Source organism: Ensifer sp. R-19 (assembly GCF_049905105.1).
Classification (GTDB): domain Bacteria; phylum Pseudomonadota; class Alphaproteobacteria; order Rhizobiales; family Rhizobiaceae; genus Ensifer.
Map to the genome: position 1 here is coordinate 1,878,813 of NZ_CP184569.1, position 25,398 is coordinate 1,904,210.

Below are 25,398 nucleotides of genomic sequence, written 5' to 3' on the forward strand. Positions count from 1 at the left end.
TCTAATGATTGCCCCTCACTATCCTGACGGACATCTCTCCCCGCAGGCGGGGAGAGAACAGCTAGGCGCCCGCTCCAGTGCCAGACCTCAAACGTTTCGTCGTTCAATCTCCGCCTCGCGATGGGCAAAACCGTCACCGCTCGTCCCTTCTCCCCGTAATGACGGGGAGAAGTGCCGGCAGGCGGATGAGGGGCTTCCCTGAGCGCGGAGATAAGCGGACTGCCACTCAGTTGCGGGAACCGCCGAGCCCCTTCGCCAACCTCACCAGATTGACGAACTCGGCGCGGTAGCCGAACGGATCGGCGCCCTTGGCAGCCGATGCGAGGTCGATGACGGCGTCATAGGCATAGTCGTTGAGGGCCGTTACGCCCGAGAGCTTCTGCCCGAAGGCCGCAACCGCGACGGAGAAGCGGACATCGTTGGGCGCCTCAGCGAGCGCCGGCACTGCATTGGCCTCGGTCACCGGCGTGGTGATCAGCTCGCTCCTGTCGCCGTCAGGCTTCTTGTAGCGGATCTTCAGGAAGGCGAGCTCGCCGCCATGCGGGCTTGCCTCTGCCGCCGGCTTCTGTGCCTCCGCATAGCGCAGGTCGTCGTTCAGCACCGCGGGGCTGCCCGTCGGCGTCACCTCGTAGATCGCCGTGACGCTATGGCCGGAGCCGATATCGCCGGCGTCCACCTTGTCGTTGTTGAAGTCTTCACGCTTCAAGGCGCGCGTCTCGTAGCCGATCAGCCGGTATTCGGCGATCGCCGCCGGGTTGAACTCCACCTGCAGCTTGACGTCCTTGGCGATCGGGAAGAGCGACGAGCCCGCCTCCTCCACCAGCGTCTTCTGTGCCTCGGCGAGCGTGTCGATATAGGCCGCCGTGCCGTTGCCGTTCTGGGCGATCGTCTGCATCAGCGCGTCGTTGTAGTTGCCGCGGCCGAAGCCGAGCACCGACAGGAAGATGCCGCTCTGGCGCTTGTCTTCGATCAGCCGCTTCAGGTCGTCGTCGCTCGACGGACCGACATTGAAGTCGCCATCCGTCGCCAGCATGACGCGGTTGACCCCGCCCTTGACGAAGGCTTTCTCGGCGAGCGCATAGGCCGCATCGATACCTTCGGCGCCGGCGGTCGAACCGCCCGGCTGCAAGGTATCGATCGCCGAAAGGATCTTCGCCTTGTCCTTCACCGCTGTCGGCTCCAGCACCGTTCCGGCATTGCCGGCATAGGTGACGATCGAAACCGTATCTTCAGGCTTCAATCTCTCGACGAGCAGCCGGAAGGCGCTCTTCAACAATGGCAGCTTGTCCGGCTCGTCCATGGAGCCGGAGACGTCGATCAGGAAAACGAGGTTTGCCTTCGGCGCTTGCGCTGGCACGACGTCGTAGCCCTTGATCGCCACATGCATCAGCCGCGTGCCGCCGTTCCAAGGCGTCGGCGTCACCGTCACCGTCGCCTTGAACGGCTCGGCGGCGGTTTCCGGGCGCGGCCAATCATAGGGGAAGTAATTGAGCATCTCCTCGACGCGCACGGCGTCACGCTCCGGCATCTGCCCTTCCATCAGCGAGCGGCGCACGAAGGCGTAGGCTGCCGTGTCGACATCGACCGAGAAGGTCGAGACCGGGTCAGTCACAACACTTTTCACCGGATTGCTGTCGGCCTTGCCGAAGCGCTCGCGGTTTTCCGGCGGTGCGATCAGGCTCTTCTCCTGGGCGATCGGCGCAGGCTGATAAGTCATCTGCGGCTGCATGCCACCGACGGCCGACAGCGGGGCGGCGCTGTCGCGCGCAACGCCGTTGGCCATTGCATCCGCAGCGGGCGCTGCGGCCTCGCTCTCCACCGCTGCGCTGGCGGGCGCCTCCAGGGTTTTTGCCTCCCGCTGGCGCGCGAGTTCATCTGTGGCCGCCTTTTTGGCCGCCATCTGCGGCTCGGGCCTTTGCCTTTGCACTTCCTTCTTCGCCTCGTCCTTCAGCGCGATCTCCTGCGCGCTCTCGCCGAAGGGCGCACCGTTGCGCGTCAGTTCGAGCGTCAGAAAGGCTGCGGCGGGCACGACGAGCAGGGTGGCGAGTGCCGATCCGGCAAGCAGTTTCCGGTTCATGATAGGGCTCCATATCCGGTTGAAGATGGAGCTTTGACGAACCGGCTGGACCGATCCTTGGGTGGCAGTCGAATTTTCTTGCCGCTCGTCGAAGGCCTGCATGGCGGCAGTGAGCGCGCGGGCGCGCGCTTCCGCGGAAGCCTTCGGCGGGGTGAGCCCGGAGAGCTTTTCGAAATCGTCGCTCATCGTCACACGGCCTCCTTGCCGAGCAATGTCTTCAGTCGCTTGCGCGCCTCGTGCACATGCCAGGATATGGTTGCTTCCGAGCATCCGAGCACGTCGGCGGCAGCCGCATGGCTCAGCCCCTCGGCGTAAACGAGCAGCACCGCATCGCACTGCTTTTCCGGCAGGTCCCGCACCGCCGCCCACAGCGCCTCGCGCTGCTCCTCATCGGGATCCTCGGGCGGAGCGATCGTCGCCTGTTCGCTGGCATAGGCCTGCATGCGCCGGTCATCGCGCGCCTGCCGTCTCTTGTGATCGCGGGCGGCATTCAAAGTCAGCGTATAGAGCCAGGTGCGAAACCGGCTGGTGCCGCGAAAACCACGGATCGCGCCCCCTAAGCGCAGGCAGACATCCTGGGCGATATCCTCGGCATCCGACACATTGCCGGACCAGCGCCAGGCGACCGCATGGACAAAATCATAGTGTCGCTCGACCAGCTGGCCAAAAGCCTGCCGGTCTCCACTTACCGCCTTTTCGACGAGTTCAGCGTCCAAATCCGTGCCCGCCCTCACCTCATTTGAACCTTAGACGTTGCAGGCTGCCCGATCCTTGGGTGGAAGACATATTTTTTTCGAGCGGGATGAGGAAAAGTGCGTGCGGTTTTCCGCCCGCATCCCGCGTCCAGAGAAAATCAGCGGGGAAACTTCCCGACGACGGCGATCATCGGCCCCATCGGAAACAGCCGGTCGTGACGATTGATCTCGGGCGCGTAGACGCTGGAAATCGTGCCGTCGAGGAAAAGCGCATTGGGGCAATCAAGCGTGTCACGAAAGAGCGTCGCGAAATCGTGGAAACGCACCGGGCGTTTCGAGATGACGAAGACCACCTCGCCCTTGTCCGTCACGCCGACGCCGTTGCGGGTCTTGAAACTGGTGCTATCGGGCAGCAAGCGCGGATGCAGCTTTCCGTCGATCACCAGCATCGGCCCGGATTGCGTGGCGAAGCGCGGTGTGATCCCGGCATCACGATAGGCTTCCGCCGCCATCACCCCCGCCTTGCCGTCGTCGATGTAGAACACCCCATTCGGCAGCAGATGGAAATTGCCCCAGCCGGTATTGGTGTTGAGCGGCGCCTGCTCGCGCCCCTCCTCGATGTGCAGGCCGACGGGCGACAGGTCGTCGTGATACATGCCGCCGTTCATGGCGAAGGCCATGTACTCCTCACGGTGGCGCAGTTCGAGTGACAGCGCCCGGAAGGAGCGAAAGGGCACGCCCGCCTGGTCTTTATTGTAGAGGCGAATATCGCTTGTCGCCGGATCGAAGCTGCAGGCGACATAGTCCTGCCCGAGATGGCTGACGTCACGGCAGGCGCCAGCCGCCGGACCGGCAAGACCAGCGGAAAGAACGGCACCTACGAGAAAAGGTTTTGGAAAAAGCGGCATGGCGAAAGGTCCAATCGAATCAGCCACCAAGCATGACGGAGATTGCGGCGGTTCTGGCGCGGGGTCGGAAACGATGTACGGAGGCAGCAGCTATCGCTGCCTTCAGGATAAATATTCAGAAAATGTCCACGGACAAATCAAAGTGTTTCGTCACCAACATTAATAACATTTCGGCATGAACCATAGAGAACAGTGAATTTTCTTTCGTTTAAGTTTGCAATCGCTTCATACTTGACCATGTCGTATTCAGAATCAGCCTCCAGCCTCGACTGCGGCTTCCGTACAATTACCACCCAATCCGCTCTTTCGACAAAATCTCCGACTGAATTCACTTTCGCCCGCGCAGCAAATGAGGGAAAGGAAAGCAGTTCTTCGCGTGCGCTCGAGCCAAACAAGGAAGGCTGCGAATGCGATACACACAACAACAGTAACCGCTGTCCTCCGGTTTACTCGCAAACTTCGGTCCTTTCGCTTTCCTATAGAAACTACCGTCAGCGGTCAGATCAGAACGATTGATGCGACTTGACTAAGGCAATCACCGTATGCCGTCAGCTGCTGACCAGAAAACCCATAGCAATCACAAGCCCGTAGCACCCGGCCGCGGCCGCCAGCCCGAAGATCACGCAGAGGCAGGCAAAGCCGCCGACGCCTGCGAGCAAATAGGATTTGGGATCGCGGTTCAGCACATCCTGCGACAGCGAAAGCAGCAGGCGCTTTTCCCTGAGCGTTGTTGCGAGCTTCACCGCATGGCGCTTCGCTTCCTTCTGCACCTCGCCGAAATTGTTGCCGATCGCCAGGAAGGTCAGGAACAGGCCAAGGGCGCTGACGGTCAGTGCGAATTTCCGGAGCAGGTCGATGGCATCGGGAAGGAAACCGCCCGAAAACACCGAACGGTCCACCAGCGCATCGAAGCCGGTGATGCAGGCGGCAATGACGGCGGCATGGCCGGCGCCGATCGCCAGCAGGCGCTTGAAGGCTTCATCGAGGACCTGGCTGTTTGCGGCGTGGATGCTGTTAAGGCGAGAGATCTGCGCTTCCACCTCCTCACGCGAAAGGTGCGGAGGATAGTTACTCACGGATACGACTGGGCTACCTCTCATACGATGGACTCCAACGCCACGCCGTCCAGATCGGTGTAAATTCGATAATATTATCTTTCCAAGACATCTCCAATTTTAGTCATTTTGGAGATTTGCACCATCTTTGCAGACAAGGAGGTCAGCCGGGCGGCCGAGACCACAGCGATTTTGGGGCGCCGACCCCAGTCATAAAGGTGATCGATTCTCGTAAGTTAGAGCGTGATGCAGAGGAAAACTGCGGACCCACCGGGATCAAGCTTTAGAGGCTAAGCGCTGCCATATGGAAGCGAAGCTGTTCCTGACGATAGCGATAGTCACTCCCGACAGGACAGGCATCGCGCGAAAGACAGCCTGCCGACAGGCAACCCCTGGCCGCTTCGCTGCGCAGATGCCCGCGGCAGAGGCCGACATCGAAGCGCTCTTCGACAAGCGCATTTGCTGGACAGGCTGACATGCAGGGCTTTGCGGCACAACGATCGCAAGGGTGCTGCGCCGCCCGCTCGCCGGTTTCGGGAAGCGGCCTGTCGAAAGCAAGGGCGCCACGATAACCGTGCCAGAGCCCGTAACGCGGATGGATGAGGATGCCGAGCGGCGAAGCCTTGAGGTCCTCGGCCCGCATCCCCCATTGCTGGAAAGGCTGCCAGGGCGGATCGGATGGGAAATAGGCGGTCGCCCCGCAGGCTGCGGCAACCGGCCCGATCACCACCTTCGACCAGGTGTCGAGCGGATCAGTGCCGCCACGATCCGGCAGGCCCTCCCGCCAGGCACTGAAGGCCTGCCAGAGCGAGCCGCCGATATTGCCGATCAGCAGCACGCTTGCCGCCGGTCGCCCATCGGTCAGCAGCGGTGCCGCCTCTGCGGAAGAGACGTTCACCGTTCCGCGCAAAAAAAGTCCGTGCGGCGCCAGCGCCGCACGGACCATCTCGACAATCTTGTCCGCTGTCGCGGAAGGCGCCGTCATTTCGGTTTCGGCCCCTGGTGTTCGTAATGCGGGCGCCAGACCTCCTTCTGGATCATGTCGGCCACCTGCGCCGCGCCGCCTTGCTCCCTGGCTCGCTCGGGACCCTTTCAGGTGAAAGCGTCCGGCATCGAGTCCTTGCGCTTGGCAATGTAGTCCTTGAGCGCCTCGTCGATCGCGGGATCGAGATAAGGCGCCTCGTAGTGTTCCAGCCACGTGCGGGCGAGCGCATTGGCGCGCTGCTCGATGCGCTTTTCGCCTTCCACTTCCCACTGTTCGTAGGAATTGTTGTCGGCGAGCGGCGAGCGATAGAACGCGGTCTGGAAGTTGGCCTGGGTATGGGCGCAGCCGAGATAATGGCTGCCGGGGCCTACTTCGCGGATTGCGTCGAGCGCCTGGGCTTCTTCGGAGAGATCGATGCCCTCGGCCATCTTCTGCATCATGCCGAGCTGGTCCTGGTCGATCATGAATTTCTCATAGGACGAGACGAGACCGCCTTCGAGCCAGCCGGCCGCATGCAGCACGAAGTTGGTGCCGGCAAGCAGCGTCATGTTCAGGGTGCTCGCCGATTCGTGCGCGGCCTGCGCATCCGGAACCTTGGATCCGCAGAGCGAGCCGCCGGTACGGAACGGCAGCTTCAGGCGACGCGCGAGCTGGGCCGCGCCATAGGAAACCAGCGACGGCTCCGGCGTGCCGAAGGTCGGTGCGCCCGACTGCATCGAGATCGAGGCGGCGAAGGTGCCGAACAGAACCGGCGCGCCCTTGCGGATCAGCTGGGTGAACGAGGCGCCGGCGAGAACTTCGGCAAGGATCTGCGTCAGCGTGCCGGCAACCGTCACCGGGCTCATGGCGCCCGACAGGATGAACGGCGAAAGGACGCAGGCCTGGTTGTGGCGGGCATAGACCTTCAGCGCGCCGACCATGGTCTCGTCGAAGACCATCGGCGAGTTGGCGTTGATCAGGTTCAGCGTGACGCAATTGTTTTCGACGAACTCATCGCCGAAGACGATCTTCGCCATGGCGATCGTGTCTTCCGCGCGCTCCGGCGCCGTGACCGAGCCCATGAAGGGTTTGTCGGAATATTTGATATGGCTGTAGACCATATCGAGATGGCGCTTGTTGACCGGGATATCGACCGGCTCGCAGACCGTGCCGCCCGACGAATGTATCGACGGCGCCATATAGGCGAGCTTCACGAAATTGCGGAAATCCTCGATCGTCGCATAGCGGCGGTTGCCCTCGAGATCGCGCACGAAGGGCGGGCCGTAAACCGGCGCGAAGATCGTCGCCTTGCCGCCGACCTGGGCGCTACGCTCCGGATTGCGGGCATGCCAGGTGAATTCTGAAGGCGCCGTCTTCAGGAGTTCGCGGCAGAGCCCCTTGGGAAAATGCACGCGCTGGCCGCGCACGTCGGCACCGGCCTCTTTCCAGAGTTCGAGCGCCTCGGCGTCGTCGCGGAATTCGATGCCGATTTCCTCAAGGATCGTGTCGGCATTGCGCTCGATGAGCTGCAGGCCTTCCTCGTCGAGGACCTCATATTCGCGAATCTTGCGCTGGATATAGGGCAGAGACGGTCCCGGACCGCCCCCGGTGCGCGACGCACGCCGTGCTGCCGCTCCCCGTCCCTCGCCACGCGAGCGGCGACCGCCGCCTTCACCCGCGCCCTGATCTGTCACGTCGCTCATTCGCTTTTCCTCTCCCGCGCATCACTTTTTGCGCCTTCAAGCATCAATTGGTCCTAATGCTACCAAGCATAGGGGGCCTTGCGGGTCTCAATGCGCCAAGGAGTGGCGCAACTCGAACACTACCGAGAAGCGACCACAGGACGCCAAAAACCGCGTGGCGCGAATATATTGTTTTTGTTAAGAATATGCAGGCGTCAAAAGAAGCTGCCTCCCGTCGCTTTTTGTCATATGCGACGTCGCTTTCGAAAACAGATTTTTAGAAATCGAACGCTATGGATTGATGGACGCGCCCGGAATATTTGCGCGGCCGTGCCAGGAACCGAGGAACCCCAATATGGCAGACGATGAAATCATTCTCGAGGACCTTTCCGACGAAGAACTTGTGCAGCAGATGCACGACGACCTCTATGACGGTCTGAAGGAAGAAATCGAGGACGGGACCCACATCCTGCTCAAGCGCGGCTGGACGCCCTACGATGTCCTGACCCAGGCGCTGGTCGAAGGCATGCGCATCGTCGGCATCGACTTCCGCGACGGCATCCTGTTCGTGCCGGAAGTGCTTTTGTCGGCAAACGCCATGAAGGCCGGCATGACGATCCTGCGCCCGCTTCTCGCCGAAACCGGCGCGCCGAAGCTCGGCAAGATGGTGATCGGCACCGTTAAGGGCGACATTCACGACATCGGCAAGAACCTCGTCGGCATGATGATGGAAGGTGCCGGCTTCGACGTCGTCGACCTCGGCATCAACAACCCGGTCGAGAACTACCTCGAAGCGATCGAGCGCGAGCAGCCGGACATTCTCGGCATGTCGGCGCTTTTGACCACCACCATGCCCTATATGAAGGTCGTGATCGACACGCTGAAGGAAAAGGGACTGCGCGACGACTACGTCGTTCTCGTCGGCGGTGCGCCGCTGAACGAGGAATTCGGCAAGGCCGTCGGCGCCGACGCCTATTGCCGCGACGCGGCGATCGCCGTCGAAACCGCCAAGGACTTCATGAAGCGCAAGCACAACCGCCTGGCAGCTGGCTAAGCTCCGAAGGCCATGAAATGACGAAGCCGGCCGCAGGGGTGAAATCCGCGGCGGGCTTTCTTATGTCTGGCTGGTTCGGCGTGGGTGACGGAGGCCGTGCCCAGTCGTTCGCCGTCAGGCTTAGTTGACGGAGTGTGCCACCTTCTTGCCGGCCGACTGTGTCGCGTTGACCGTGTTTGCAGTATCCTGCCCGATGCCGCGGATGGTGTTGCCGCAGGCGGTGAGCGTTGACAGGGCGACGAGAACGGCGCCGACGGTTGCAAGGGTCTTTACTGTCATGGTCAGGTTCCTTCCCGCTTATAGCCACATGGAATCAAGATGGAAAAAATATCGTCGGCAATAGAACGTGCACAACCGAAAAAAGTTCACGTGATCGGTTGTGGCGCCATCGCGCGCGAAATCCTGGCGATCTGCGAGGCAAACGGGCTCGCCCATATCGACCTCAACTGTCTGCCCGCCATCTGGCACAACACGCCTGAAAAGATCACGCCGGGCATTCGTGACGCGATCGCCAAGGCGCGCGCCGAAGGCTTCGAGCGCATTTTCGTCGCCTATGCTGATTGCGGCACCGGCGGCCATCTCGACCGGCTATGCGAGGAGGAAAAGGTCGATCGCATCCCCGGCCCGCACTGTTATTCCTTCTTTGCCGGCAACGCGGATTTCGCCCGCCGCTGGGACGACGACATCACCGCCTTTTTCCTCACCGATTTCCTCGCCCGCCAGTTCGAAGCCTTCGTCATCGAACCGCTCGGCCTGGACCGGCATCCGGAGCTGCGCGACATGTATTTCGGCCATTACCGCAAGCTGGTCTATCTCTCGCAGCAGGAGGACAAAGCCCTGCAGGAAAAAGCGAAGAAGGCAGCCGAAACGCTCGGATTGGAATACGAATATCGCTTCACCGGTTACGGCGATCTGGCGACGTCGCTGATCAGGGCGTGATGGAACGGCGGCCGAAGTGGCCGCGGCAGATCTAGCTGCGCGCGGCGATCGCGAGGCCGGTGGCAATCATGGCGCTGCCGGCCACCCGGTTCAGCGCCCGGACCGCCCGGGTGGTGCGGAACCACCGTGACGATGCCGCAGACAAGAGCGCATAGCCACCCATCGTGACAACATTGACCGCGAAAACGACGGCAAGCACCGTCCCGATCCCGAAGCGATCAAGGCTTTCGAGGTCGAGGATCAGCGGCATCAGGCTGGCATGAAAGAGGATCGCCTTCGGATTGCCGAAGCCGATGGCAGCGCCAAGCGCCAGCGAGCGCATCCATCTGCGCTCGCCCGATGCCACCTCCGCCTCAACCGTCGCAGCCGCGCGCCACATCCGATATCCGAGGAAAATCAGATAGCCGGCGCCAGCATATTTGATGGCAAGAAACAGCCAGCCGAACGTCTGTGCAATGACCGCCAGCAAGTGCGACGCTTACGAGCACCATATCGCTGAGCGCGATACCGAAGCCACAGGCCAGCGCCGGGCCAACACCGCGGCTGATGCTGGTGGAAATGACCGCGAACATGGCAGGCCCCGGAGTGACCGCGGCCAGGAACAGTGCCAGAGCATATGTGGAGATAACAGCAAGGGTCATGGCTAAGGCCTGGGAAAATTCCTCGATCCAAGCATATAGGCACGATCGCTCGACCTACACAAATAGACAAACACACAAAAAATTGGATCCACGCGCATATACAATGACATGCGCAAGACAAACCGAAACAATCTTCAAGAGAAGAAACACTCGAAAACATATCTCGAGAAAAACCAGGCCTCACGATCTGTAACTATTCAATTTAAATCTCGTCGACTTCAGAATTTATTTTGGAACCATGTGCGCTCCACCTCGTTTAGCTACCAGATCATATCTCCACCCCTGACGCTTCCTCTGCCGCCTGACAATTGGCCGTCTTTGCGCCAAGCACCGATCCAACACGCGGGAGCGTCTCCAGTGACCAGGCATTTCAAGTATGACAAAGAGGCCCTGCTTCGTGGCTGGGACGCAGTCTACGATCTCGAAGAGTTCATTGTGGCCTATCGCCTGCCACCGCTTGCCGCGCGCGAAATCTTCGCAAAGGCCGGCCCCCGCCGGCTCGATCTGGCAAATGCGATGGACGCACGAGACATAATGGCGCCCCGGGACCAGTCGAAACACACTCAAGGTGCTTGAGTGAAGTTCTTTGCGCTGGCGCGACAACGCGTGCAGGGTGCTCCATCGACAGCGATTGAAGCGGGCGCTGTCGCAAACAGGCCTTTCCGTGCCTGCGCCCCAACCAAAGGAGGACGTAATGTCTTCCAGCAATCCAGAACACTATCTTGATTCAGACGACCTCAGCCTGTTGGTCGAGGTGCTTACCGTTGCCGGTTTCTACGGAACGACAGCGACGGCAGATCCGGCCGGACGGCTTGCCGCGGCACGCTTCCTGATGACTGCTCTCGAAAGCGGCATCGACACCAGTGCGACGCTCGCCGCAGCACTTGTAGAGCGTGCGGATGCCTCAAACGGCGAACATCAGACGCCGGCACAGTTAAAAGCCGAGGCGATTGACCGATGGGATGACGAGGGCGGCGCCGTTTCGGATGTCGTCGCCAAGCCTGCGGCCTGACCGCCGCTTGCGGCTAACCGATTGATCGCGTGCGCTATTCCGGCGCCGGAAGGGAGAATTCGATGTACACGCTGCCCAACCTGACGGGCCATAATCTCAGCCCCCACGACATCGTGGTGGTCCGGAGGGTTTTTGAAGCGACCTACTCGAAAATATGTATTCAGCGTCCCGGCGACCATGCCGACCGCCTGGCCAGATTCATTATGGATGAGTTTCGGTTCGGCAATACCGACGAGGCTTCGCTCCTTGAATGTGCCCTATGGCATGAAACACGGGGCATCTTGCCCGAGGCGAAGCGCGACTCGATCGTTGACATGCGAACAGCATTGCCCCGAGAGAACCACGATCTCGGCTGAACACAGGCAACAGATTTGCGGTCGAGACGCTCAGTCGTCGCTCTACCCGTCGAACTGTAACCGCCGTTCCAACCGTCCGATTTCTGCTATCTGGCCGCCGCTCACGGGCAGCCAGCACGGCCAGGCGCGTCGCCTGGAACATGACAGTGAGCCCTCGAACAACAGGAGCCATCATGGCCAAGGACATCAAGACACTGGACGTGCTTTTTCACGATACGTTGAAGGACGTTTACTTCGCCGAGAACAAGATCGTCGACACACTGCCGAAGATGCGCGATGCCGCCAAGAGCAAGCCGCTCAAGGACGCGTTTATCAAGCATCTCGCAGAGACAAAGGTCCATGTCGAGCGGTTGGACGAAGTGTTCAAGATCATCGGCAAGAAGCCTGAGAAGAAGACCTGTGACGCGATCATGGGCATCACCAAGGAAGGCGCCTCGATCATGGAAGCGTATCAAGGCTCGCCCGCGCTCGACGCCGGACTGCTTGCAGCCGCACAGGCTGTCGAACACTACGAAATGTCACGCTATGGCACGCTGAGGACCTGGGCGCTGGAACTGGGCATGAAAGACGCCGCCAAGCTGCTTCAGACGACGCTCGACGAAGAGCAGGCGACGGACATTGCCCTGACCGCGATCGCCACCAAGGTCGTCAATCAGTCCGCCGAAAAAGCGGCCTGACACAAGCACCAGCCCGGCTTGATCCTTTATCGAGCCGGGCAAAGGCTGCGGTTCCGGCGGCCATCTCGACCCTCTCTGCGAATTGAAGAGGTCGAGCGCATCCCCGGCCCGCACCGTTATTCCTTCTTCGCCCGCAACAGGGATTTCGCCCGCCGCCGGGACGACGACATCACCGCCTTTTTCCTCACCGATTTCCTCGCCCGCCAGTTCGAAACCTTCGTCATCGAACCGCTCGGCCTGGACCGGCATCCGGAGCTGAGGGACATGTATTTCGGCCATTACCGCAAGCTGGTCTATCTCTCGCAGCAGGAGGATCTGGCCCTGCAGGAAAAGGCGAAGAAGGCGGCGGACTATCTCGGGCTTGAATACGAGTACCGCTTCACCGGCTATGGCGATCTCGCGACCTCGCTGATCAGGGCGTGAGTATGCGACTTGTCGCGCATGGCGCGCGGTGTCGCAGGTTGGGGCATCACACGCTGGCCCTGCTAGCGCGCATTTACTCTATCGGCTGATTGGGCGCTCCGACCGGCACACGCGCCACGATGGGCCTTCCCGCATAGGACAGAACGCTGCACAACCTGCTGGCTGCAACTCCACCGCTGACCACAGGATTGCCCGTCATGAGCGCACTGCTTTCCGCCGAACTCGCCTGGTACGCCACCGGCCGCTTCTACGAGGCGAACGACGGCACGTTGGCCGACTACGGCTATTTCCTGCACCTGCCTTTTCTTGATGCCCAGATGTTTGATGGAGAACCGGGCGAAACGACTGCCCATTTCACCTTCGCCGCCAAGCCTTTCAAGGCGCAAGCGGCAGCAAACGGTGTCCTGTCCCTCGGCCTCGACCCGGTCGGCGAATTTTCGCTTTATCTTCAGCGCAAGCCGGCTGGAACCTTCGATGACCCCACCTCCTTCGCCAAGGGAGAATGCATCGCCACGTTCCGGCGGACCAGCCTGGTGGTGGGGACGACGGTCTCCGACACCATCGCTGGGACGACGGCCGTGCTGTTCGGCACCAATGTGTTTTCGGCCCGCCTGATTGCAAGCGCACCGTTTGATTTCGGCGGTCTCCGCCATGATGTGGCACACTATCTCGGCGCGGGCATCACGCAATTCGGCACGTCCGCCACCACGCAGATCGAGCCGACGCCGGTGGGCTACAAGCGGGTGCTGCCGTTCACGGGCTCGGCCATCGCCCTCGGTCGAGCCGGCTAGAGCCGATCACGGAGGCTGATGCCGCCAGCGCCCATTGCCGCCGGCAACGACATTGTCTGACGGCGGCGGAAGCAGGAACCGAGCACTTTACGGCGAGCCTTATATAGGGTACCCCCCTATATAATATTGGAGCCAGCGGCATGAGCAATCACCAACACGACCATCATCACCACCACAGTCACCACGGGCATTCGCATGGCGAAGGACGCGTGCTCGCGGCGCGCCACGATCACGTCTTCCTTGGCGGCAATCACGAGCGCAACGAGCGGCGGACCTGGATCGTCATCGCGATCACCGCAACGATGATGGTGATCGAGATCGTGGCCGGGCAGGTCTTCGGGTCGATGGCGCTCGTTGCCGATGGTTGGCACATGTCGACCCATGCGGCCGCGATGCTGATCGCCGCGCTTGCCTATCTCTATGCGCGCAAGCATTCGAACAATCGCCGTTTCACCTTCGGCACCGGAAAGCTTGGCGACCTGGCCGGTTTTTCCAGCGCCATCGTGCTGGCGCTCATCGCTCTGCTGATCGGCTGGGAAAGCCTGCGCCGCCTCAACGCTCCGGTGGCGATCGATTTTAGCGAGGCGATTCTCGTCGCCGTCGCCGGCCTCATCGTCAACCTCGTGTGCGCCTGGCTGCTGAAGGACGACCACGCCCATCACCATCATGATCACCACGGGTCGCATCATGGACACCATGGCGGGCAGGATCGAAACCTGCGCGCCGCCTATCTGCACGTCCTCGCCGATGCGCTGACCTCGGTTCTCGCAATTGTCGCGCTCGGTCTGGGCGCGATCTATGGCTGGCTGTGGCTCGATCCCGCCATGGGTATCGTCGGCGCAATCGTCATTGCGCGCTGGTCCTTCGGTCTCATCCGCGACACCGGCGCAACCTTGCTGGATTACCTTCCCGAAGGCGAAGACCTGCCCGAAGAAATCGGCGAGATCGTCGCCAAGGAAGATGCCGAGATTGTCGATCTGCACGTCTGGCAGCTCGGACCGGGTCACCACGGCGCGATCGTCTCGATTGTCGCCGACAACCCGCGGGCACCGTCCTATTATCGTGAGAAGCTTGCCGCCATTCACGATTTGTCGCATGTCACCGTGGAGGTGGAAGCACGGGCCGCATAGTGACGGCGCCCGAAACCGGAGTGACCGATGACCCATACCATCCGTGAAAAACAGAAGCTCATCAACCGGGTCCGGCGGCTCCGGGGCCAGATGGAGGCGGTCGAACGGATGCTTGAGGAGGAAAAGGGCTGCGCCGAGGTCATGCAGGTGATCGCCGGCATCCGCGGCGCGGTCAACGGCCTGATGGCGGAGGTTGTCGAGGACCACATCCACATGCATCTGGCCGCGGCCGACCTGTCGCAAAAGGATCGGGATGAAGCGGCGGCCGAACTGGTCGACGTGGTGCGCGCCTATATGAAATAGGCCGGGCGGAAAGCACACCGCCTCCGCCGCCGGAATCAGCGGCATCCCCCGCCAAGCTGCTTCAGACGCGACGCTCGACGAAGAGCAGGCGACGGACATTGCCCTGACCGCGATCGCCATCGCCACCAAGGTCGTCAATCAGACCGCAAATGCTCACCTCGCCTTTTTCGTCTGAAGAATTGGACCGATGGGGAAAATCAGGGTGGCGGCATGGCGTTTGATCGCGCCGCAACACCTGGAACGTTCCATTGATCGGAGCTCAGTTCCTTGCCGTGGTTCTCGTATCCTCGGGCACGCCGGAAGGGGACGCTGTTTGCGCCCGTTCTTCGAGCTCGGCTGCGACCCACTCGAGAAACAAGTTGTAAGCGACCGCCAACAGGGTGGGTCCGAGAAAGAGCCCGATCAGCCCAAAGGCAAGCACTCCGCCGACGAGTCCAAACAAGCCGAGCAACACCGGCAGGTTGCTGTTTTGGTTGAGCAGATACGGCCGAAGAAAGTTGTCAATGCTGCTGACGAGCAGGAGCCCCCAGACGGCGACGAAGATCGCCCAGCCCATGGAACCTTGCAACAGCAACCAAAGCGCCACCGGTACCCAGAGAAACGGCGGGCCTCCCGGCACGAATGACAGCGCAAAGGTCAGGCCGCCCAACAATATCGGTTGGGGCACACCGGCGATCCAGAAACCGGTGCCGGCCAGCAAGCCCTGTGCAAGGGCAGTTCCGATCATGCCGTAGACGACACCCTTCACGGTCATACCGATGACCATCAGCAATCTCTTAGCGCGGGGACCGGCAACGCGCTCGCTGATCTGGCGCATGAAGCCGATCATGCGGCGACCATGCAGGAACAAAAAGAAGGTGATGAAGATGCTGAGTGCGAGCTCAAGCAGGACGGCCCCGAGGGCCGCTCCGCCTGCAAGCGCCATATCGGTGACGGGTCCCGTCAGTTTCTTAAGTTCAGCTATGAACGCTGGGGCGTCATGAGCGAGGTTCTCCCAGTAGGCCGCAACGCCTTCGCCAATGATCGGCAGGCCCTTGACCCAGTTGGGCGGCACCGACGGCCCCTCTTCCAGGACGTGCGCAATCGCTTCGGCAACAGTCTTTATATCGTCCACGAGCGCGGTCACAAGGAACGCCAGGGGTGCTGCCAAGACAAAGACGACCAGCATCGTCATTATCGCCGCGGCAGCTGGGCGATATCCTCCGACGGCACGTTCGCATTGGCGGTAGAGCGGCCAGGTCGAGAAACAGATCACCGCAGCCCACAACAAAGCCGACAGGAAGGGCCAGAGGACCAGGGCGCAACCGATCACCAGCAGGGCAAGCGCGCCCGTACCGAGAACAGGCCCTATCCATCTGCGAGAATCTGACATTGCCCGATCCGCCTCCTCCAGGGGCACCTTTTCACAGACGACACACTCGCCGGATCGAGCAGACGACGAGCCTAGGCCGGCATCCGATGGACTGCCGGCGCAGGTCCGACGAGGCTAGAGATTTGAGTGACCGCAACGTGGCTCGCTCACGAACTCATACGACGCAATGTCGGGCGATTGCCCGCCTTGCTAGGTCTCCCTCGGACAACCCGATCCATTCAGAAAGGGCCTACGTGTCCGTCCGTAGACGAATGGCTCAATACCAGCGACCGCGACCGTACCAGCCGCCGCCGCCGAGCAAGAGAACGATGAGAACGATGATGAGTAGTGTGGTGATATCCATTTGGGTCTCCTGGGAGTACCCTGGTTATCGTCGATCAAGATGATGGACGATGCTATTTTTTGCTGTACTCCAACGTAGGATGTAACGCGCCAGATGAGCCTTCGTTCCGGCGCCCAGAGGCGGGCGGGCCGCCCGCCGTCGTTTGGGGTGTTATTTGGCGCGGTGCCAGACGCCGTTGACGCCGTCACCCTTGACGTCGCCAGCCTTCGTGTCTTCGGCATAGGTGTAAAGCGGCTTTCCGTCGTAGGCCCACATCTGCTTGCCGGCGGTGTCCTTGACCAACGACCATTCGCCATCTGCCTTTGCATTCGCTGCGGCGTGGAAGGCCGGCCATTTCTTCAGGCAATCGGCGTCGCAGTTCGACTTGCCCTTGGTGTCCTTGTCGAACGTGTAGAGGGTCATGCCCGTATCCGTCGCCATGACCTTGCCCATCTTCGTGTCGACCATCTTGCCTGGTTCTGCGGCAAAGGCCGTCCATGACGTAGCGGCAGCCACGCCCAATGCGATCAGAAAGGTTTTCATGATTTTTCCCATCGGGGATGCCGGCGGAATGCCAGTAGTGCCCCGAAGTCTAACACATGCAAACGTGTCGCTTCGATTGCGGTTCCATGAACGCGCGAAGTTGGAGGCGTCTATCGGCTCGGACAAGAGCGGAACCTTGACCGACAACGTCAACCGCCGTGGCGGCTGCCTTGGTGCGGCGGAACTAGCTCTCATCTTCCGGCGCGCGGGGCGGAACCTTTATCGTGCCCCTGCGTATGCCGTCTTTGAGATTGAGAATATCCAGAAGATCATCCGCTTCATCGCGCGGCAAGTTCGACAGCAGAGAGCCGTGAAGAACGACCGGCTGCCCGGTGAAGACATCGACCACCGCCCAGACATTGTTGGCTTCGACCTTGAGACCGTACCGTAGCGTTGCCATGGTTCAGCCCAGTCCACAATCGGGGTTCACGACCTGGCCCTGATCCGCCAGATGCGGCATGGCTGAGCGACCATCGGCGTTGCCCTGAGGCGGTCTGAAGGCCCAGACAAGGACAACCGACAGGGCAACCAGAAGCAGGCAGAAGACCAAACGGGAGGACATTGCGCCTCTCCTTCTTCGAATGAGATCATCGCGGCCGGGCGTCATCAGGCTTGAGTAAGGAAACGTGCAAGCGCCTTTTGCAAGGTGTCGGCAGCCGTTCGGTTCAAGGCCCCTTCGATCGCAGTCTCCAGTTCCAAACGATGAGCTTACCACATCCGCAATTGACGCGGGGCTTTATCGAGCGGACAACGGAAAACCGTGATGGAGTGACGGTTGATGAGCCCCGACATCCGGAGAACCACCGGCAAGCCCGCCAACAGGAGCGCGCATCCCCACCAGCAGACACAACCGCCTCAATTGAAACTCAATCGACGCGCTATATTAAGCCAAGTAGATTTGGCCGATGTGGCTTTCGCGGTATCAGAACTTCGAACCGCCCCGATCTCCTAAATTTTCGACAGATACGCAAGCTTCGGTTCCAGTGCTTGGGCCAACGCTTCGTCTCGAAGCACATCTCGCTTCGGGACATCTGTTCGCCCGAGCCAAGCCATCTTTGAGCAGCTGTCCGGCCGACCGTGCCCAAGCACATTTTTAGAGGACTGAGACCATCATGAACACGCTAACGTTCACCAAACGCATCATCCGCAGTCCGCGCGACCAGTCGCCTGTCCACCGTTTTCACGTTGGCCAGCTCGTTCGCTCCAGAGGGGCGCTGACGAGGGAGTCAATTGTCGGAGAAACATATCGCATTACCGCGACGCTGCCGATCCGCGACAATGCGCTCCAGTACCGCATACGCAGCAACGGCGAATGCCATGAGCGGGTAACCGATGAAGGCAATCTCGAACTCGTCAATGCCGGCAACGACGCGATCGCACGGGCCGAACGGGCGTTCAGAACTGCACACATCTTGTAAACACCAAGCCAAGCGGTCCGAACAGATCAGCCACAGGAGGCGATCATGAAGTACCACATACCGGCTCAGATCTATCTCTTCGACTATCGCGGTCTGCTTGCCTGGATTGCCCTTTCGCTCGCGATCGCCGTCGTCGTTACCACAATCCTCTTCGGGCGGATCTTGTGATGGCGCGGCGCGAAGATGAATGCACGTCTTCACGCGTCCACCCGGCCGACCCACCGCTGGCCAACTTGGCTTACCGCTAAAAGGATCACACCATGCCACTGAGCTTCCCAAACCAATCCCGAAGCTTCGATGGTGCGAGGAACGCCGTTCGCTTCCTTGGCCACGACGGCATGTTCGAAGTGCCCTTCTATGTCGAGGCGGCGGCTCTGGCCCGTGGCGCGCCCACCCGGACGACCGAGGCGGCCTGCCTCCAGGCATTCGACGCCGCACGCAACTCGATCTACGAAGTCGCAAGGGCAGCCTATGCCAACGGGCGCCGGACAATCTATATCCTCACAGCCGCGGACTTCCGCTAGATCTCGGCCGCTAGATCTCGGAAGGAAACCCGCGGCACCCGCTCGCGCCCAACACCCCTTGGTCTCACAGGATCGCCGCCCTGTTCGGCGACTTCACTGTCCACGTCCCCTCTCCCCGCAGGCGGCGACAGGGTGTGGCAACCTCAACTCCGTTGTTGAAATGCGTCCCGCTACCCTGTGGGCGACGCTGTCGCGACCGCTTGTCGCCAGCGCCTTTGGTATTATTGTTCCGCGAACCACAAACCAGGACCCGTGCATGCGGCACCCGGCAGTTTCACGGATCTGCTGAAATCACCAAGCGACAGGACTTCTCATGAAACTCGGCTTCATCGGCACCGGCGCACTCTCGTCTGCGATCGTCACCGGGCTCAAATCGCTTCCGGGCGAAACCACGCCGGTCGTGCTGTCGCCACGCAACGAAGAGATCGCGGCGGGCCTTGCCGCGCGGTTTCCCGATGTGCGGGTGGCGGCCGACAATCAGGCGGTCCTGGACGATTGCGACACGGTCATGCTTGCCGTCCGGCCACAGATCGCCCGCGAAGTGCTGCCGCTGTTACGCTTCCGGCCAGACCATCACGTGGTCAGCCTGATCGCGACCTTCTCCTGCAATGAGATCGCCGCCATGGTCGGCCCGGTGAAGCGGGTGACCAAGGCATTGCCGATGCCGATGATCGCGATCCGCCAGGGGCCGACGATCATTTTCCCGCCGGATCCGGAAATGGCAGCGTTTTTCGGCAGGCTCGGCAAGGCGATCGAGGTTGAAAGCGAGAGCGAGTTCGATGTGCTGAGCGTGGCGACTGCCACCTATGCCAGCTACTTCAAATATCTCGAAACGATCCATGGCTGGCTGAAAGACAACGGCGTGGAGGACGCCAAGGGGCGTGACTATGTGGCCTCGCTGTTTGCCGCGTTGGGACAGGCACCGGCAACGACGCCGAATGCCAGCTTCGCGCATCTGGCTCAGGACTATGCGACCCGCGGCGGAATCAACGAACAGGTGCTGCGAGAGCTGACGGAGCACGGGACGTTCGAGCGGTTCAAGGAAAGTCTCGGCGGTATTCACCGCCGCATCACCGCGGCTTCATAGCGTTGGCCACGGTACAACCTCAGAAGCGAAGCTCGATCACGTCGGGAGGAGTCTTGCTGTAATCGGAGTAGCGAATCCAGCGCGGTTCGACCCGGAACACCACGGCACCCTTCTCGACAAACTCTCTTTCGGCCGGAACGCTTTTCACATGCGCTTCCTGGTATCGCTCGAGATCATCGGCGGAGACCTTCGTCGCGTCGCCTTCATATTGAACGGTGATGTTGTTGTCCCAGCCGATGACGAGCGCGACACGGCTCTGCTCGGAGAGATTGACGAACTTGCGGGTATGTTCGAACGTGTCGAACACGATTTCCAGGTCGTCTCGCACCGAGAAATCGATAGCCGCCGCTTCAGGCCTGCCATCCCGGCCGCAGGTCGCGATCACGGCCAAGGTGTGCTGCCTCAAGAAGTCGAGGATCATGCGTCTGGCTTGAATGTCGCCCATTGCTTCATCTTCCCGGATGGCTGGGTGCGTTGCCGGCGGAACGAATTCAGGCTTTCCTGCCAAGCTCAGCTTGACAAGGCGATGGAGGGAGTCAAGGTGATCTCATAGCCATCGGCAACCATGCGGCGAACCATCAGCAGCGCGGCGCCCTTGCCGTGAGGCCATATTGAAGAAGATCGCCACGCCTGTCGGAGGAGACAGCAGTGAAATTCCTCGAATACCTGCCCTATGCGCTTGGATGTGCGGCCGGCCTGCTTCTGGCTCTGCTGATCGGTGCGGTCTGCAACCTGACGGAAGACGTAGCGATGCTCGAGTCCGTGGCATTGGTCGTGCTCGGCGGCGGCGTGGCCGAATGGTACTGGAACAAGTTAAGCCGCCGGTAACGGGCAAGCCTTCATAACTCGGCCCTGTTCATCCGCGGGGCCGCCATGACCGACATCGCCAGTCCGAATCAAGCCGCAGGCAAGCGCCCGGGCCGTATCGTCGTGGTCACGGCGGGCGGTGAGAACCCGTGGATCATGATCAATGCGCTCGCCGCGCGCTTTTCCGACATCACCGTCATCGAGGAACAGCCGGAATCGAAAGCTGTGTTCCTGCGCCGCCGCGCCCGCAAGCTCGGCTGGCCGACGGCGCTGGGGCAGCTTGCCACCATGATCGCCTCGCGCTTCGGCAAGCGCTTTACCCGTAGCCGCGCCAAAGAAATTCTGAAGACCTACAAGGTTTCGGGCACGCCCGATCCATCAATTACCATCAAACCGGTCGCCTCGATCAACGACGCCGAAACTCTGGTGCACATCCGCGCGCTGGACCCGGGCGTCGTCTTCCTCATCAGTTGCCGCATGCTGAAGGCCGGAACCCTTGCCGCGATCCCCTGCCCGGTCCTCAATTTCCATGCCGGTATCAACCCCACCTATCGCGGCCTGATGGGCGGCTACTGGGCGCTGGTCAGCGACGATGCGGAGAATTTCGGCGCGACCGTGCATCTGGTCGATGCCGGCGTCGACACCGGCGGTGTGCTCTACCAGTCACGCCAAAGGCCGAGCCAAAGCGACACGATGCACACCTATCCGCTGCTGCAGACGGCTGCTTCCACTGAAATCGCGATCGCTGCCGTCGAGGACGCGCTTGAGGGAAACTTACGACCCACCGATGTCGCAGGCCCGTCACGGCAATGGTACCACCCCCCGATCTGGACCTGGGTGTGGAACGGGCTCACACGTCGTATCTGGTAGGCGGTGCAAAGGGTTATCGGTCCTGTCGCATGCGCGCTAAAAGCCTGAAACTGTGGGCAATCCGCTCCGAACGGCATTGACGCGCCGGACCACCCGGCCGACGCTCGCGCGTCTCCTGAAGCGCGCCCGCGGCGGCTCGTCGCCCAGCGTCGTTTTTGGACATATCCGACGTCGTGGCGAGATGAGCCCGGACGCCTGTACATGCGCATTGTCGCACCTACAGCGCCGCGCGTCGTATCAGGCGCGCAAAGGTCGCTGTAGCGCTTTAGAGTGCTGCATGTTTTTGATCCTTAATCGGCTCCGATTAAAGGAAACATGCAGGGGAGGAGAACGACACCCGATGGCAGATCGCATTATCGTCTACTGGCGCGACATTCCGGCCCAGATCATCATCAAGAAGGGCCGCACGACGGCGAAGCGCGAGCTGTCGCTGCGTTTCACCGAGGCGATCGACATGTGCGCGATGCGCACCGGTGCCGCCGAAACCGACGACTATCTCGCAGAATGGCGCAAGGCCGATCCGGTGCCGGTGTCGGACGATCTGGAAGCGGAAGCCGACAGCGCTGCCGCCGAACTCGAAGCCGCCTATGACCGCGAGCGGCTCGTCGCACTGGTCAAGGCCGGAGGCCGCGACAATGGCTGATGCCAAACCTGCAGGCGAACAGAAGATCATGAAGGGCAACGCAGCACCTGGGGCAAAGGCTGCGACCGGCGCCTATACCCCGACCGGGGTTTCTCCGAGCCGCCGGTCGCGCCACAAATATACGGTTCGCCTCTGGGCCGTGCGCAACTCCCGTTTCCTCGAGTGGTTCTACAACCGCTTCGCCGATGTATTCCTGCTCTTGCATCCGCTGTGGAACGCGATCGGCTACGGACGGGTCGAGCGGCCGGTGACCTTCGTCGAGCGTCACGTCAAGGGCTTCCTGTTCGACTGTCGCATGTGCGGCCAGTGCGCGCTGTCTTCAACCGGCATGTCCTGCCCGATGAACTGTCCGAAGCAGCTGCGCAATGGCCCCTGCGGCGGCGTGCGCGCCAACGGCAATTGCGAGGTCGAGCCGGATATGCCCTGCGTCTGGGTGCAGGCCTGGAAGGGCTCGCAGAACATGGAGAAGGGCAATGCGATCATGAACGTGCAGAAGCCGGTCAACCAGTCGCTGCGCGAAACTTCGTCCTGGCTGCGCGTTACGGCGGAAGCCGCAGCGCAGCGTGAAGCGGCATCCAAGGAAGGCCAGGCATGAGCCCCGATATCAATCCCTTCGATCCCGGCGCGCCGCTTGAGCCCCTGCCCGGCCATTCCTCCCGCGGCCGTCTGGAGCGTGTTCTGCGTCGCGGCGAATTTGCCGTCACCGCCGAGCTCAACCCGCCCGACAGCGCCAACCCGCAGGACGTCTACGAACGCGCTGCGGTCTTCGACGGCTGGGTCGACGGCATCAACGCGGTGGATGCATCCGGCGCCAACTGCCACATGTCCTCGGTCGGCATCTGCGCGCTTTTGACCCGCATGGGCTATGCGCCGATCATGCAGATCGCCTGCCGCGACAAGAATCGCATCGCCATCCAGGGCGACGTGCTCGGCGCTTCGGCCATGGGCGTGCAGAACATCATGTGCCTGACCGGCGACGGCGTGCAGGCCGGCGACCAGCCGGGCGCAAAGCCGGTCTTCGACCTCGACTGCATGTCGCTGCTCGAAACCGTGCGCATCATGCGCGACAACTCGAAGTTCCTTTCCGGCCGCAAGCTGACGACGCCGCCGCAGGTGTTCCTGGGTGCTGCCATCAACCCCTTTGCCCCGCCTTACGATTTCCGCCCCTACCGGCTGGCCAAGAAGATCGAGGCCGGCGCGCAGTTCGTGCAGAGCCAGTACTGCTTCGACGTGCCGATGTTCCGCGAATACATGAAGAAGGTGCGCGACCTCGGCTTGCACGAGAAGTGCTATATCCTCGTCGGCGTCGGGCCGATGGCATCGGCCAAGACCGCCCGCTGGATCCGCTCCAACGTTCCGGGCATCCATATCCCCGACAGCGTCATTACCCGCCTGGAAGGCGCGCAGGACCAGAAGAAGGAAGGCAAGCAGCTCTGTATCGACATCATCAACGAGGTGAAGGAGATCGAAGGTGTCTCCGGCATCCACGTGATGGCCTATCGCCAGGAAGAATATGTCGCAGAGATCGTGCATGAATCGGGCGTGCTGAAGGGCCGCCGGCCCTGGAAGCACGAGACGCTGCCTGAGGATGCGCTCGTTGCCGAGCGGCTGGAGCATATTCGCGAAGGCAAGGAAGAAAACCAGCAGGAGATGGCCGAAGCCGCAGCCCATCATCCGCACTGACCAGACCGCAGACAAAACCGGCGCCTATCAGAAGGCGCCTATCATCGACTTCCTGGGCGTGATTACATAGCCCGACGCCAATTGACAAAGGACCCTGCATGACCCGGACCATCGTCGCTTCCGCCACCCGCGAGATCATCATCGGCTTCGACCAGCCGTTCTGCGTCATCGGCGAACGCATCAACCCGACCGGCCGCAAGAAACTCGCCGCCGAAATGATCGAGGGCAACTTCGACACGGTGATCAAGGATGCGCTGGAGCAGGTGGCAGCGGGCGCGACGATGCTCGACGTTAACGCCGGCGTCACCGCCGTCAACCCGAACGAGACCGAGCCGCCGCTGCTCGTCAAGACGCTCGAAATCGTCCAGGGCCTCGTCGATGTACCGCTGGCGATCGACAGTTCCGTCACCGCCGCGATCGAGGCGGCACTGCGCGTTGCCAAGGGCCGCCCGCTGGTCAATTCCGTCACCGGCGAAGAGGAGAAGCTCGAAGCGATTCTGCCGCTCGTCAAGAAATACGACGTACCGGTGGTGGCTATCTCCAACGATGAAACCGGAATCTCGATGGACCCGGACGTGCGCTTCGCCGTCGCCAAGAAGATCGTCGAGCGCGCCCTGGATCACGGCATCAAGCCACACGACATCGTTGTCGATCCGCTGGTCATGCCGATCGGAGCCCTGGGCGACGCTGGCCGGCAGGTCTTCGCGCTCCTGCGGCGGCTCCGCGAGGAGCTCAAGGTCAACACCACCTGCGGCCTCTCCAACATCTCCTTCGGCCTGCCGCACCGCCACGGCATCAATGCCGGCTTCATCCCGATGGTCATCGGCGCCGGCATGACGTCGGCGATCATGAACCCCTGCCGCCCGCAGGAAATGGAAGCCGTGCGCGCCGCCAACGTTCTGAACGGCACCGATCCGAACTGCACCCACTGGATCAAGACCTATCGCGACCACAAGCCGGCCGAAGGCGGTCACGTCGTTGCGGCCGCACCGGCAGCCGCCAGCGGTGGACGCCGCGGCGGTCGCGCGGCCCGCACCGGCGGTGCGGCTGCGAGCGAATAGTTCTTGGTTCGACCCTGAAGCAATCGAAGGGAGAAAGACGATCGGAAGCCAACTGCGCCTCCTCGCCGTCGTTCTCCCTTTGGTCGTTATCGCCCGGTACACGTTGTTTGACGATGCGGCGGAGTTTCAGCGGTTTTACGCAGTACTCCGGACCTATGTTGTGCCTGTGATCATCGTGACGGCTGTCGTGCTTGGAGCAATAATGATCGCCACCGTCACAAAGAAGGTCTATCTCGGTCCGGAGGAACGGGTCATCAAGGCCCGCCTCTGGGGCAGTTCGGCCGTGCTCGGAGCGGCTCTTGTGTATGCACTCGCAGTCGTAAAACTTGCCGGGGCGCCGTAGCAACGCACGTCGGTTCAT

General features: G+C 61.4%; 32 protein-coding genes and 2 pseudogenes. 22 read left to right on the plus strand and 12 right to left on the minus strand.

Translation table 11 applies throughout. From position 1 onward, the window contains the following. Positions 1-226: 226 nt before the first annotated feature. From ACN9MO_RS09105 to ACN9MO_RS09130, 6 genes are all read right to left on the minus strand, one after another. Positions 227-2,269: a vWA domain-containing protein gene (locus tag ACN9MO_RS09105; RefSeq protein WP_057254157.1), complete on the minus strand. Its 2,043-nt coding sequence runs from the start codon at positions 2,267-2,269 to the stop codon at positions 227-229. Beyond that, positions 2,266-2,793 (minus strand): RNA polymerase sigma factor, encoded by a 528-nt coding sequence (locus ACN9MO_RS09110; RefSeq protein WP_057254155.1) that lies wholly within the window; start codon positions 2,791-2,793, stop codon positions 2,266-2,268. The genes ACN9MO_RS09105 and ACN9MO_RS09110 overlap by 4 nt, the downstream gene beginning before the upstream one ends. Positions 2,794-2,930: 137 nt before the next feature. Then, positions 2,931-3,680 (minus strand): phosphodiester glycosidase family protein, encoded by a 750-nt coding sequence (locus ACN9MO_RS09115; RefSeq protein ID WP_057254462.1) that lies wholly within the window; start codon positions 3,678-3,680, stop codon positions 2,931-2,933. A 548-nt stretch (positions 3,681-4,228) separates the two neighbouring features. Continuing rightward, complete coding sequence (locus ACN9MO_RS09120) at positions 4,229-4,756, minus strand: hypothetical protein (RefSeq protein WP_162733656.1); 528 nt, start codon at positions 4,754-4,756, stop codon at positions 4,229-4,231. A 262-nt stretch (positions 4,757-5,018) separates the two neighbouring features. Further along, positions 5,019-5,720, minus strand: coding sequence for a 4Fe-4S dicluster domain-containing protein (locus ACN9MO_RS09125; RefSeq protein WP_057254151.1), 702 nt, complete (start codon positions 5,718-5,720; stop codon positions 5,019-5,021). 107 nt (positions 5,721-5,827) lie between these two features. After that, positions 5,828-7,402, minus strand: a complete 1,575-nt coding sequence (locus ACN9MO_RS09130) for a trimethylamine methyltransferase family protein (RefSeq protein ID WP_057254149.1) — start codon at positions 7,400-7,402, stop codon at positions 5,828-5,830. Between the two features lie 334 nt (positions 7,403-7,736). Between ACN9MO_RS09130 and ACN9MO_RS09135 the strand changes: the two genes are divergently transcribed. Continuing rightward, positions 7,737-8,435 carry a corrinoid protein gene (locus ACN9MO_RS09135; RefSeq protein WP_057254147.1) on the plus strand — a complete coding sequence of 233 codons (699 nt, stop codon included), beginning with the start codon at positions 7,737-7,739 and terminating at the stop codon, positions 8,433-8,435. A 120-nt stretch (positions 8,436-8,555) separates the two neighbouring features. Here the strand turns inward: ACN9MO_RS09135 and ACN9MO_RS09140 are convergent, their stop codons facing one another. Further along, on the minus strand, positions 8,556-8,714 hold the full coding sequence (locus tag ACN9MO_RS09140; protein WP_057254143.1) for a hypothetical protein: 159 nt from the start codon (positions 8,712-8,714) through the stop codon (positions 8,556-8,558). Positions 8,715-8,753: 39 nt separating this feature from the next. Between ACN9MO_RS09140 and ACN9MO_RS09145 the strand changes: the two genes are divergently transcribed. Continuing rightward, positions 8,754-9,374 carry a DUF1638 domain-containing protein gene (locus ACN9MO_RS09145; protein ID WP_113133105.1) on the plus strand — a complete coding sequence of 207 codons (621 nt, stop codon included), beginning with the start codon at positions 8,754-8,756 and terminating at the stop codon, positions 9,372-9,374. Positions 9,375-9,405: 31 nt separating this feature from the next. Here the strand turns inward: ACN9MO_RS09145 and ACN9MO_RS09150 are convergent. Continuing rightward, a pseudogene (locus ACN9MO_RS09150) lies at positions 9,406-10,015 on the minus strand (LysE family translocator). Between the two features lie 357 nt (positions 10,016-10,372). Here ACN9MO_RS09150 and ACN9MO_RS09155 point away from each other — a divergent pair. The 8 genes and pseudogenes from ACN9MO_RS09155 to ACN9MO_RS09190 all read left to right on the plus strand — a co-directional run bounded on the left by ACN9MO_RS09155 (position 10,373) and on the right by ACN9MO_RS09190 (position 14,707). Then, the gene (locus ACN9MO_RS09155; RefSeq protein ID WP_057254139.1) at positions 10,373-10,591 is read left to right on the plus strand and encodes a hypothetical protein; all 219 of its coding nucleotides are present in this window, start codon (positions 10,373-10,375) and stop codon (positions 10,589-10,591) included. A gap of 118 nt (positions 10,592-10,709) precedes the next feature. Further along, positions 10,710-11,027, plus strand: a complete 318-nt coding sequence (locus tag ACN9MO_RS09160) for a hypothetical protein (protein ID WP_057254138.1) — start codon at positions 10,710-10,712, stop codon at positions 11,025-11,027. Positions 11,028-11,089: 62 nt separating this feature from the next. After that, a complete protein-coding gene (locus tag ACN9MO_RS09165; RefSeq protein ID WP_057254136.1) occupies positions 11,090-11,383 on the plus strand; it encodes a hypothetical protein in 294 nt (97 codons plus the stop codon). Positions 11,384-11,556: 173 nt separating this feature from the next. Beyond that, positions 11,557-12,060 carry a ferritin-like domain-containing protein gene (locus ACN9MO_RS09170; RefSeq protein WP_057254133.1) on the plus strand — a complete coding sequence of 168 codons (504 nt, stop codon included), beginning with the start codon at positions 11,557-11,559 and terminating at the stop codon, positions 12,058-12,060. 46 nt (positions 12,061-12,106) lie between these two features. Beyond that, positions 12,107-12,483, plus strand: a pseudogene (locus tag ACN9MO_RS09175) (DUF1638 domain-containing protein); the annotation flags it as partial. A gap of 197 nt (positions 12,484-12,680) precedes the next feature. Further along, positions 12,681-13,274, plus strand: a complete 594-nt coding sequence (locus ACN9MO_RS09180; protein WP_113133106.1) for a hypothetical protein — start codon at positions 12,681-12,683, stop codon at positions 13,272-13,274. 140 nt (positions 13,275-13,414) lie between these two features. Continuing rightward, positions 13,415-14,404, plus strand: a complete 990-nt coding sequence (dmeF, locus tag ACN9MO_RS09185) for a CDF family Co(II)/Ni(II) efflux transporter DmeF (RefSeq protein WP_082616080.1) — start codon at positions 13,415-13,417, stop codon at positions 14,402-14,404. Positions 14,405-14,431: 27 nt separating this feature from the next. Beyond that, entirely contained in the window at positions 14,432-14,707 is a 276-nt protein-coding gene (locus ACN9MO_RS09190) for a metal/formaldehyde-sensitive transcriptional repressor (protein ID WP_043619696.1), read from the plus strand. A gap of 259 nt (positions 14,708-14,966) precedes the next feature. Here the strand turns inward: ACN9MO_RS09190 and ACN9MO_RS09195 are convergent, their stop codons facing one another. Beyond that, positions 14,967-16,079 carry an AI-2E family transporter gene (locus tag ACN9MO_RS09195; RefSeq protein ID WP_057254127.1) on the minus strand — a complete coding sequence of 371 codons (1,113 nt, stop codon included), beginning with the start codon at positions 16,077-16,079 and terminating at the stop codon, positions 14,967-14,969. A gap of 493 nt (positions 16,080-16,572) precedes the next feature. Next, positions 16,573-16,944: a COG4315 family predicted lipoprotein gene (locus ACN9MO_RS09200; protein WP_057254125.1), complete on the minus strand. Its 372-nt coding sequence runs from the start codon at positions 16,942-16,944 to the stop codon at positions 16,573-16,575. A 136-nt stretch (positions 16,945-17,080) separates the two neighbouring features. Here ACN9MO_RS09200 and ACN9MO_RS09205 point away from each other — a divergent pair, with 136 nt between their 5' ends. Beyond that, complete coding sequence (locus tag ACN9MO_RS09205; RefSeq protein ID WP_143032969.1) at positions 17,081-17,335, plus strand: hypothetical protein; 255 nt, start codon at positions 17,081-17,083, stop codon at positions 17,333-17,335. A gap of 12 nt (positions 17,336-17,347) precedes the next feature. Here the strand turns inward: ACN9MO_RS09205 and ACN9MO_RS09210 are convergent, their stop codons facing one another. Next, positions 17,348-17,506 carry a hypothetical protein gene (locus ACN9MO_RS09210; protein WP_156414722.1) on the minus strand — a complete coding sequence of 53 codons (159 nt, stop codon included), beginning with the start codon at positions 17,504-17,506 and terminating at the stop codon, positions 17,348-17,350. Between the two features lie 550 nt (positions 17,507-18,056). Here ACN9MO_RS09210 and ACN9MO_RS09215 point away from each other — a divergent pair. The 4 genes from ACN9MO_RS09215 to ACN9MO_RS09230 all read left to right on the plus strand — a co-directional run bounded on the left by ACN9MO_RS09215 (position 18,057) and on the right by ACN9MO_RS09230 (position 19,973). Continuing rightward, positions 18,057-18,362, plus strand: a complete 306-nt coding sequence (locus ACN9MO_RS09215) for a hypothetical protein (RefSeq protein ID WP_058323487.1) — start codon at positions 18,057-18,059, stop codon at positions 18,360-18,362. Between the two features lie 45 nt (positions 18,363-18,407). Then, positions 18,408-18,530, plus strand: coding sequence for a hypothetical protein (locus tag ACN9MO_RS09220; protein WP_093234627.1), 123 nt, complete (start codon positions 18,408-18,410; stop codon positions 18,528-18,530). A gap of 92 nt (positions 18,531-18,622) precedes the next feature. Next, positions 18,623-18,886, plus strand: coding sequence for a DUF1488 domain-containing protein (locus tag ACN9MO_RS09225; protein WP_057254121.1), 264 nt, complete (start codon positions 18,623-18,625; stop codon positions 18,884-18,886). 313 nt (positions 18,887-19,199) lie between these two features. Next, positions 19,200-19,973, plus strand: coding sequence for a pyrroline-5-carboxylate reductase (locus ACN9MO_RS09230; protein ID WP_057254119.1), 774 nt, complete (start codon positions 19,200-19,202; stop codon positions 19,971-19,973). A gap of 19 nt (positions 19,974-19,992) precedes the next feature. On the opposite strand, the gene ACN9MO_RS09235 is transcribed toward ACN9MO_RS09230, so the two are convergent. Next, entirely contained in the window at positions 19,993-20,418 is a 426-nt protein-coding gene (locus tag ACN9MO_RS09235; protein WP_057254117.1) for a pyridoxamine 5'-phosphate oxidase family protein, read from the minus strand. Between the two features lie 203 nt (positions 20,419-20,621). Between ACN9MO_RS09235 and ACN9MO_RS09240 the strand changes: the two genes are divergently transcribed. The 7 genes from ACN9MO_RS09240 (at position 20,622) to ACN9MO_RS09270 (ending at position 25,380) form a co-directional block, all read left to right on the plus strand. Then, the gene (locus ACN9MO_RS09240) at positions 20,622-20,801 is read left to right on the plus strand and encodes a hypothetical protein (RefSeq protein ID WP_057254115.1); all 180 of its coding nucleotides are present in this window, start codon (positions 20,622-20,624) and stop codon (positions 20,799-20,801) included. Between the two features lie 45 nt (positions 20,802-20,846). Next, entirely contained in the window at positions 20,847-21,650 is an 804-nt protein-coding gene (locus ACN9MO_RS09245; RefSeq protein WP_057254113.1) for a formyl transferase, read from the plus strand. 340 nt (positions 21,651-21,990) lie between these two features. Continuing rightward, a complete protein-coding gene (locus ACN9MO_RS09250) occupies positions 21,991-22,293 on the plus strand; it encodes a virulence factor (protein ID WP_057254112.1) in 303 nt (100 codons plus the stop codon). Beyond that, entirely contained in the window at positions 22,286-22,888 is a 603-nt protein-coding gene (locus tag ACN9MO_RS09255) for a methylenetetrahydrofolate reductase C-terminal domain-containing protein (RefSeq protein ID WP_057254110.1), read from the plus strand. Before ACN9MO_RS09250 ends, ACN9MO_RS09255 begins: the two co-directional genes overlap by 8 nt. Beyond that, positions 22,885-23,976 carry a methylenetetrahydrofolate reductase gene (locus ACN9MO_RS09260; RefSeq protein ID WP_057254108.1) on the plus strand — a complete coding sequence of 364 codons (1,092 nt, stop codon included), beginning with the start codon at positions 22,885-22,887 and terminating at the stop codon, positions 23,974-23,976. Before ACN9MO_RS09255 ends, ACN9MO_RS09260 begins: the two co-directional genes overlap by 4 nt. A gap of 98 nt (positions 23,977-24,074) precedes the next feature. Further along, positions 24,075-25,037: a methyltetrahydrofolate cobalamin methyltransferase gene (locus ACN9MO_RS09265; RefSeq protein ID WP_057254106.1), complete on the plus strand. Its 963-nt coding sequence runs from the start codon at positions 24,075-24,077 to the stop codon at positions 25,035-25,037. A 160-nt stretch (positions 25,038-25,197) separates the two neighbouring features. Next, on the plus strand, positions 25,198-25,380 hold the full coding sequence (locus tag ACN9MO_RS09270) for a hypothetical protein (RefSeq protein ID WP_425987108.1): 183 nt from the start codon (positions 25,198-25,200) through the stop codon (positions 25,378-25,380). Positions 25,381-25,398: the final 18 nt, after the last annotated feature.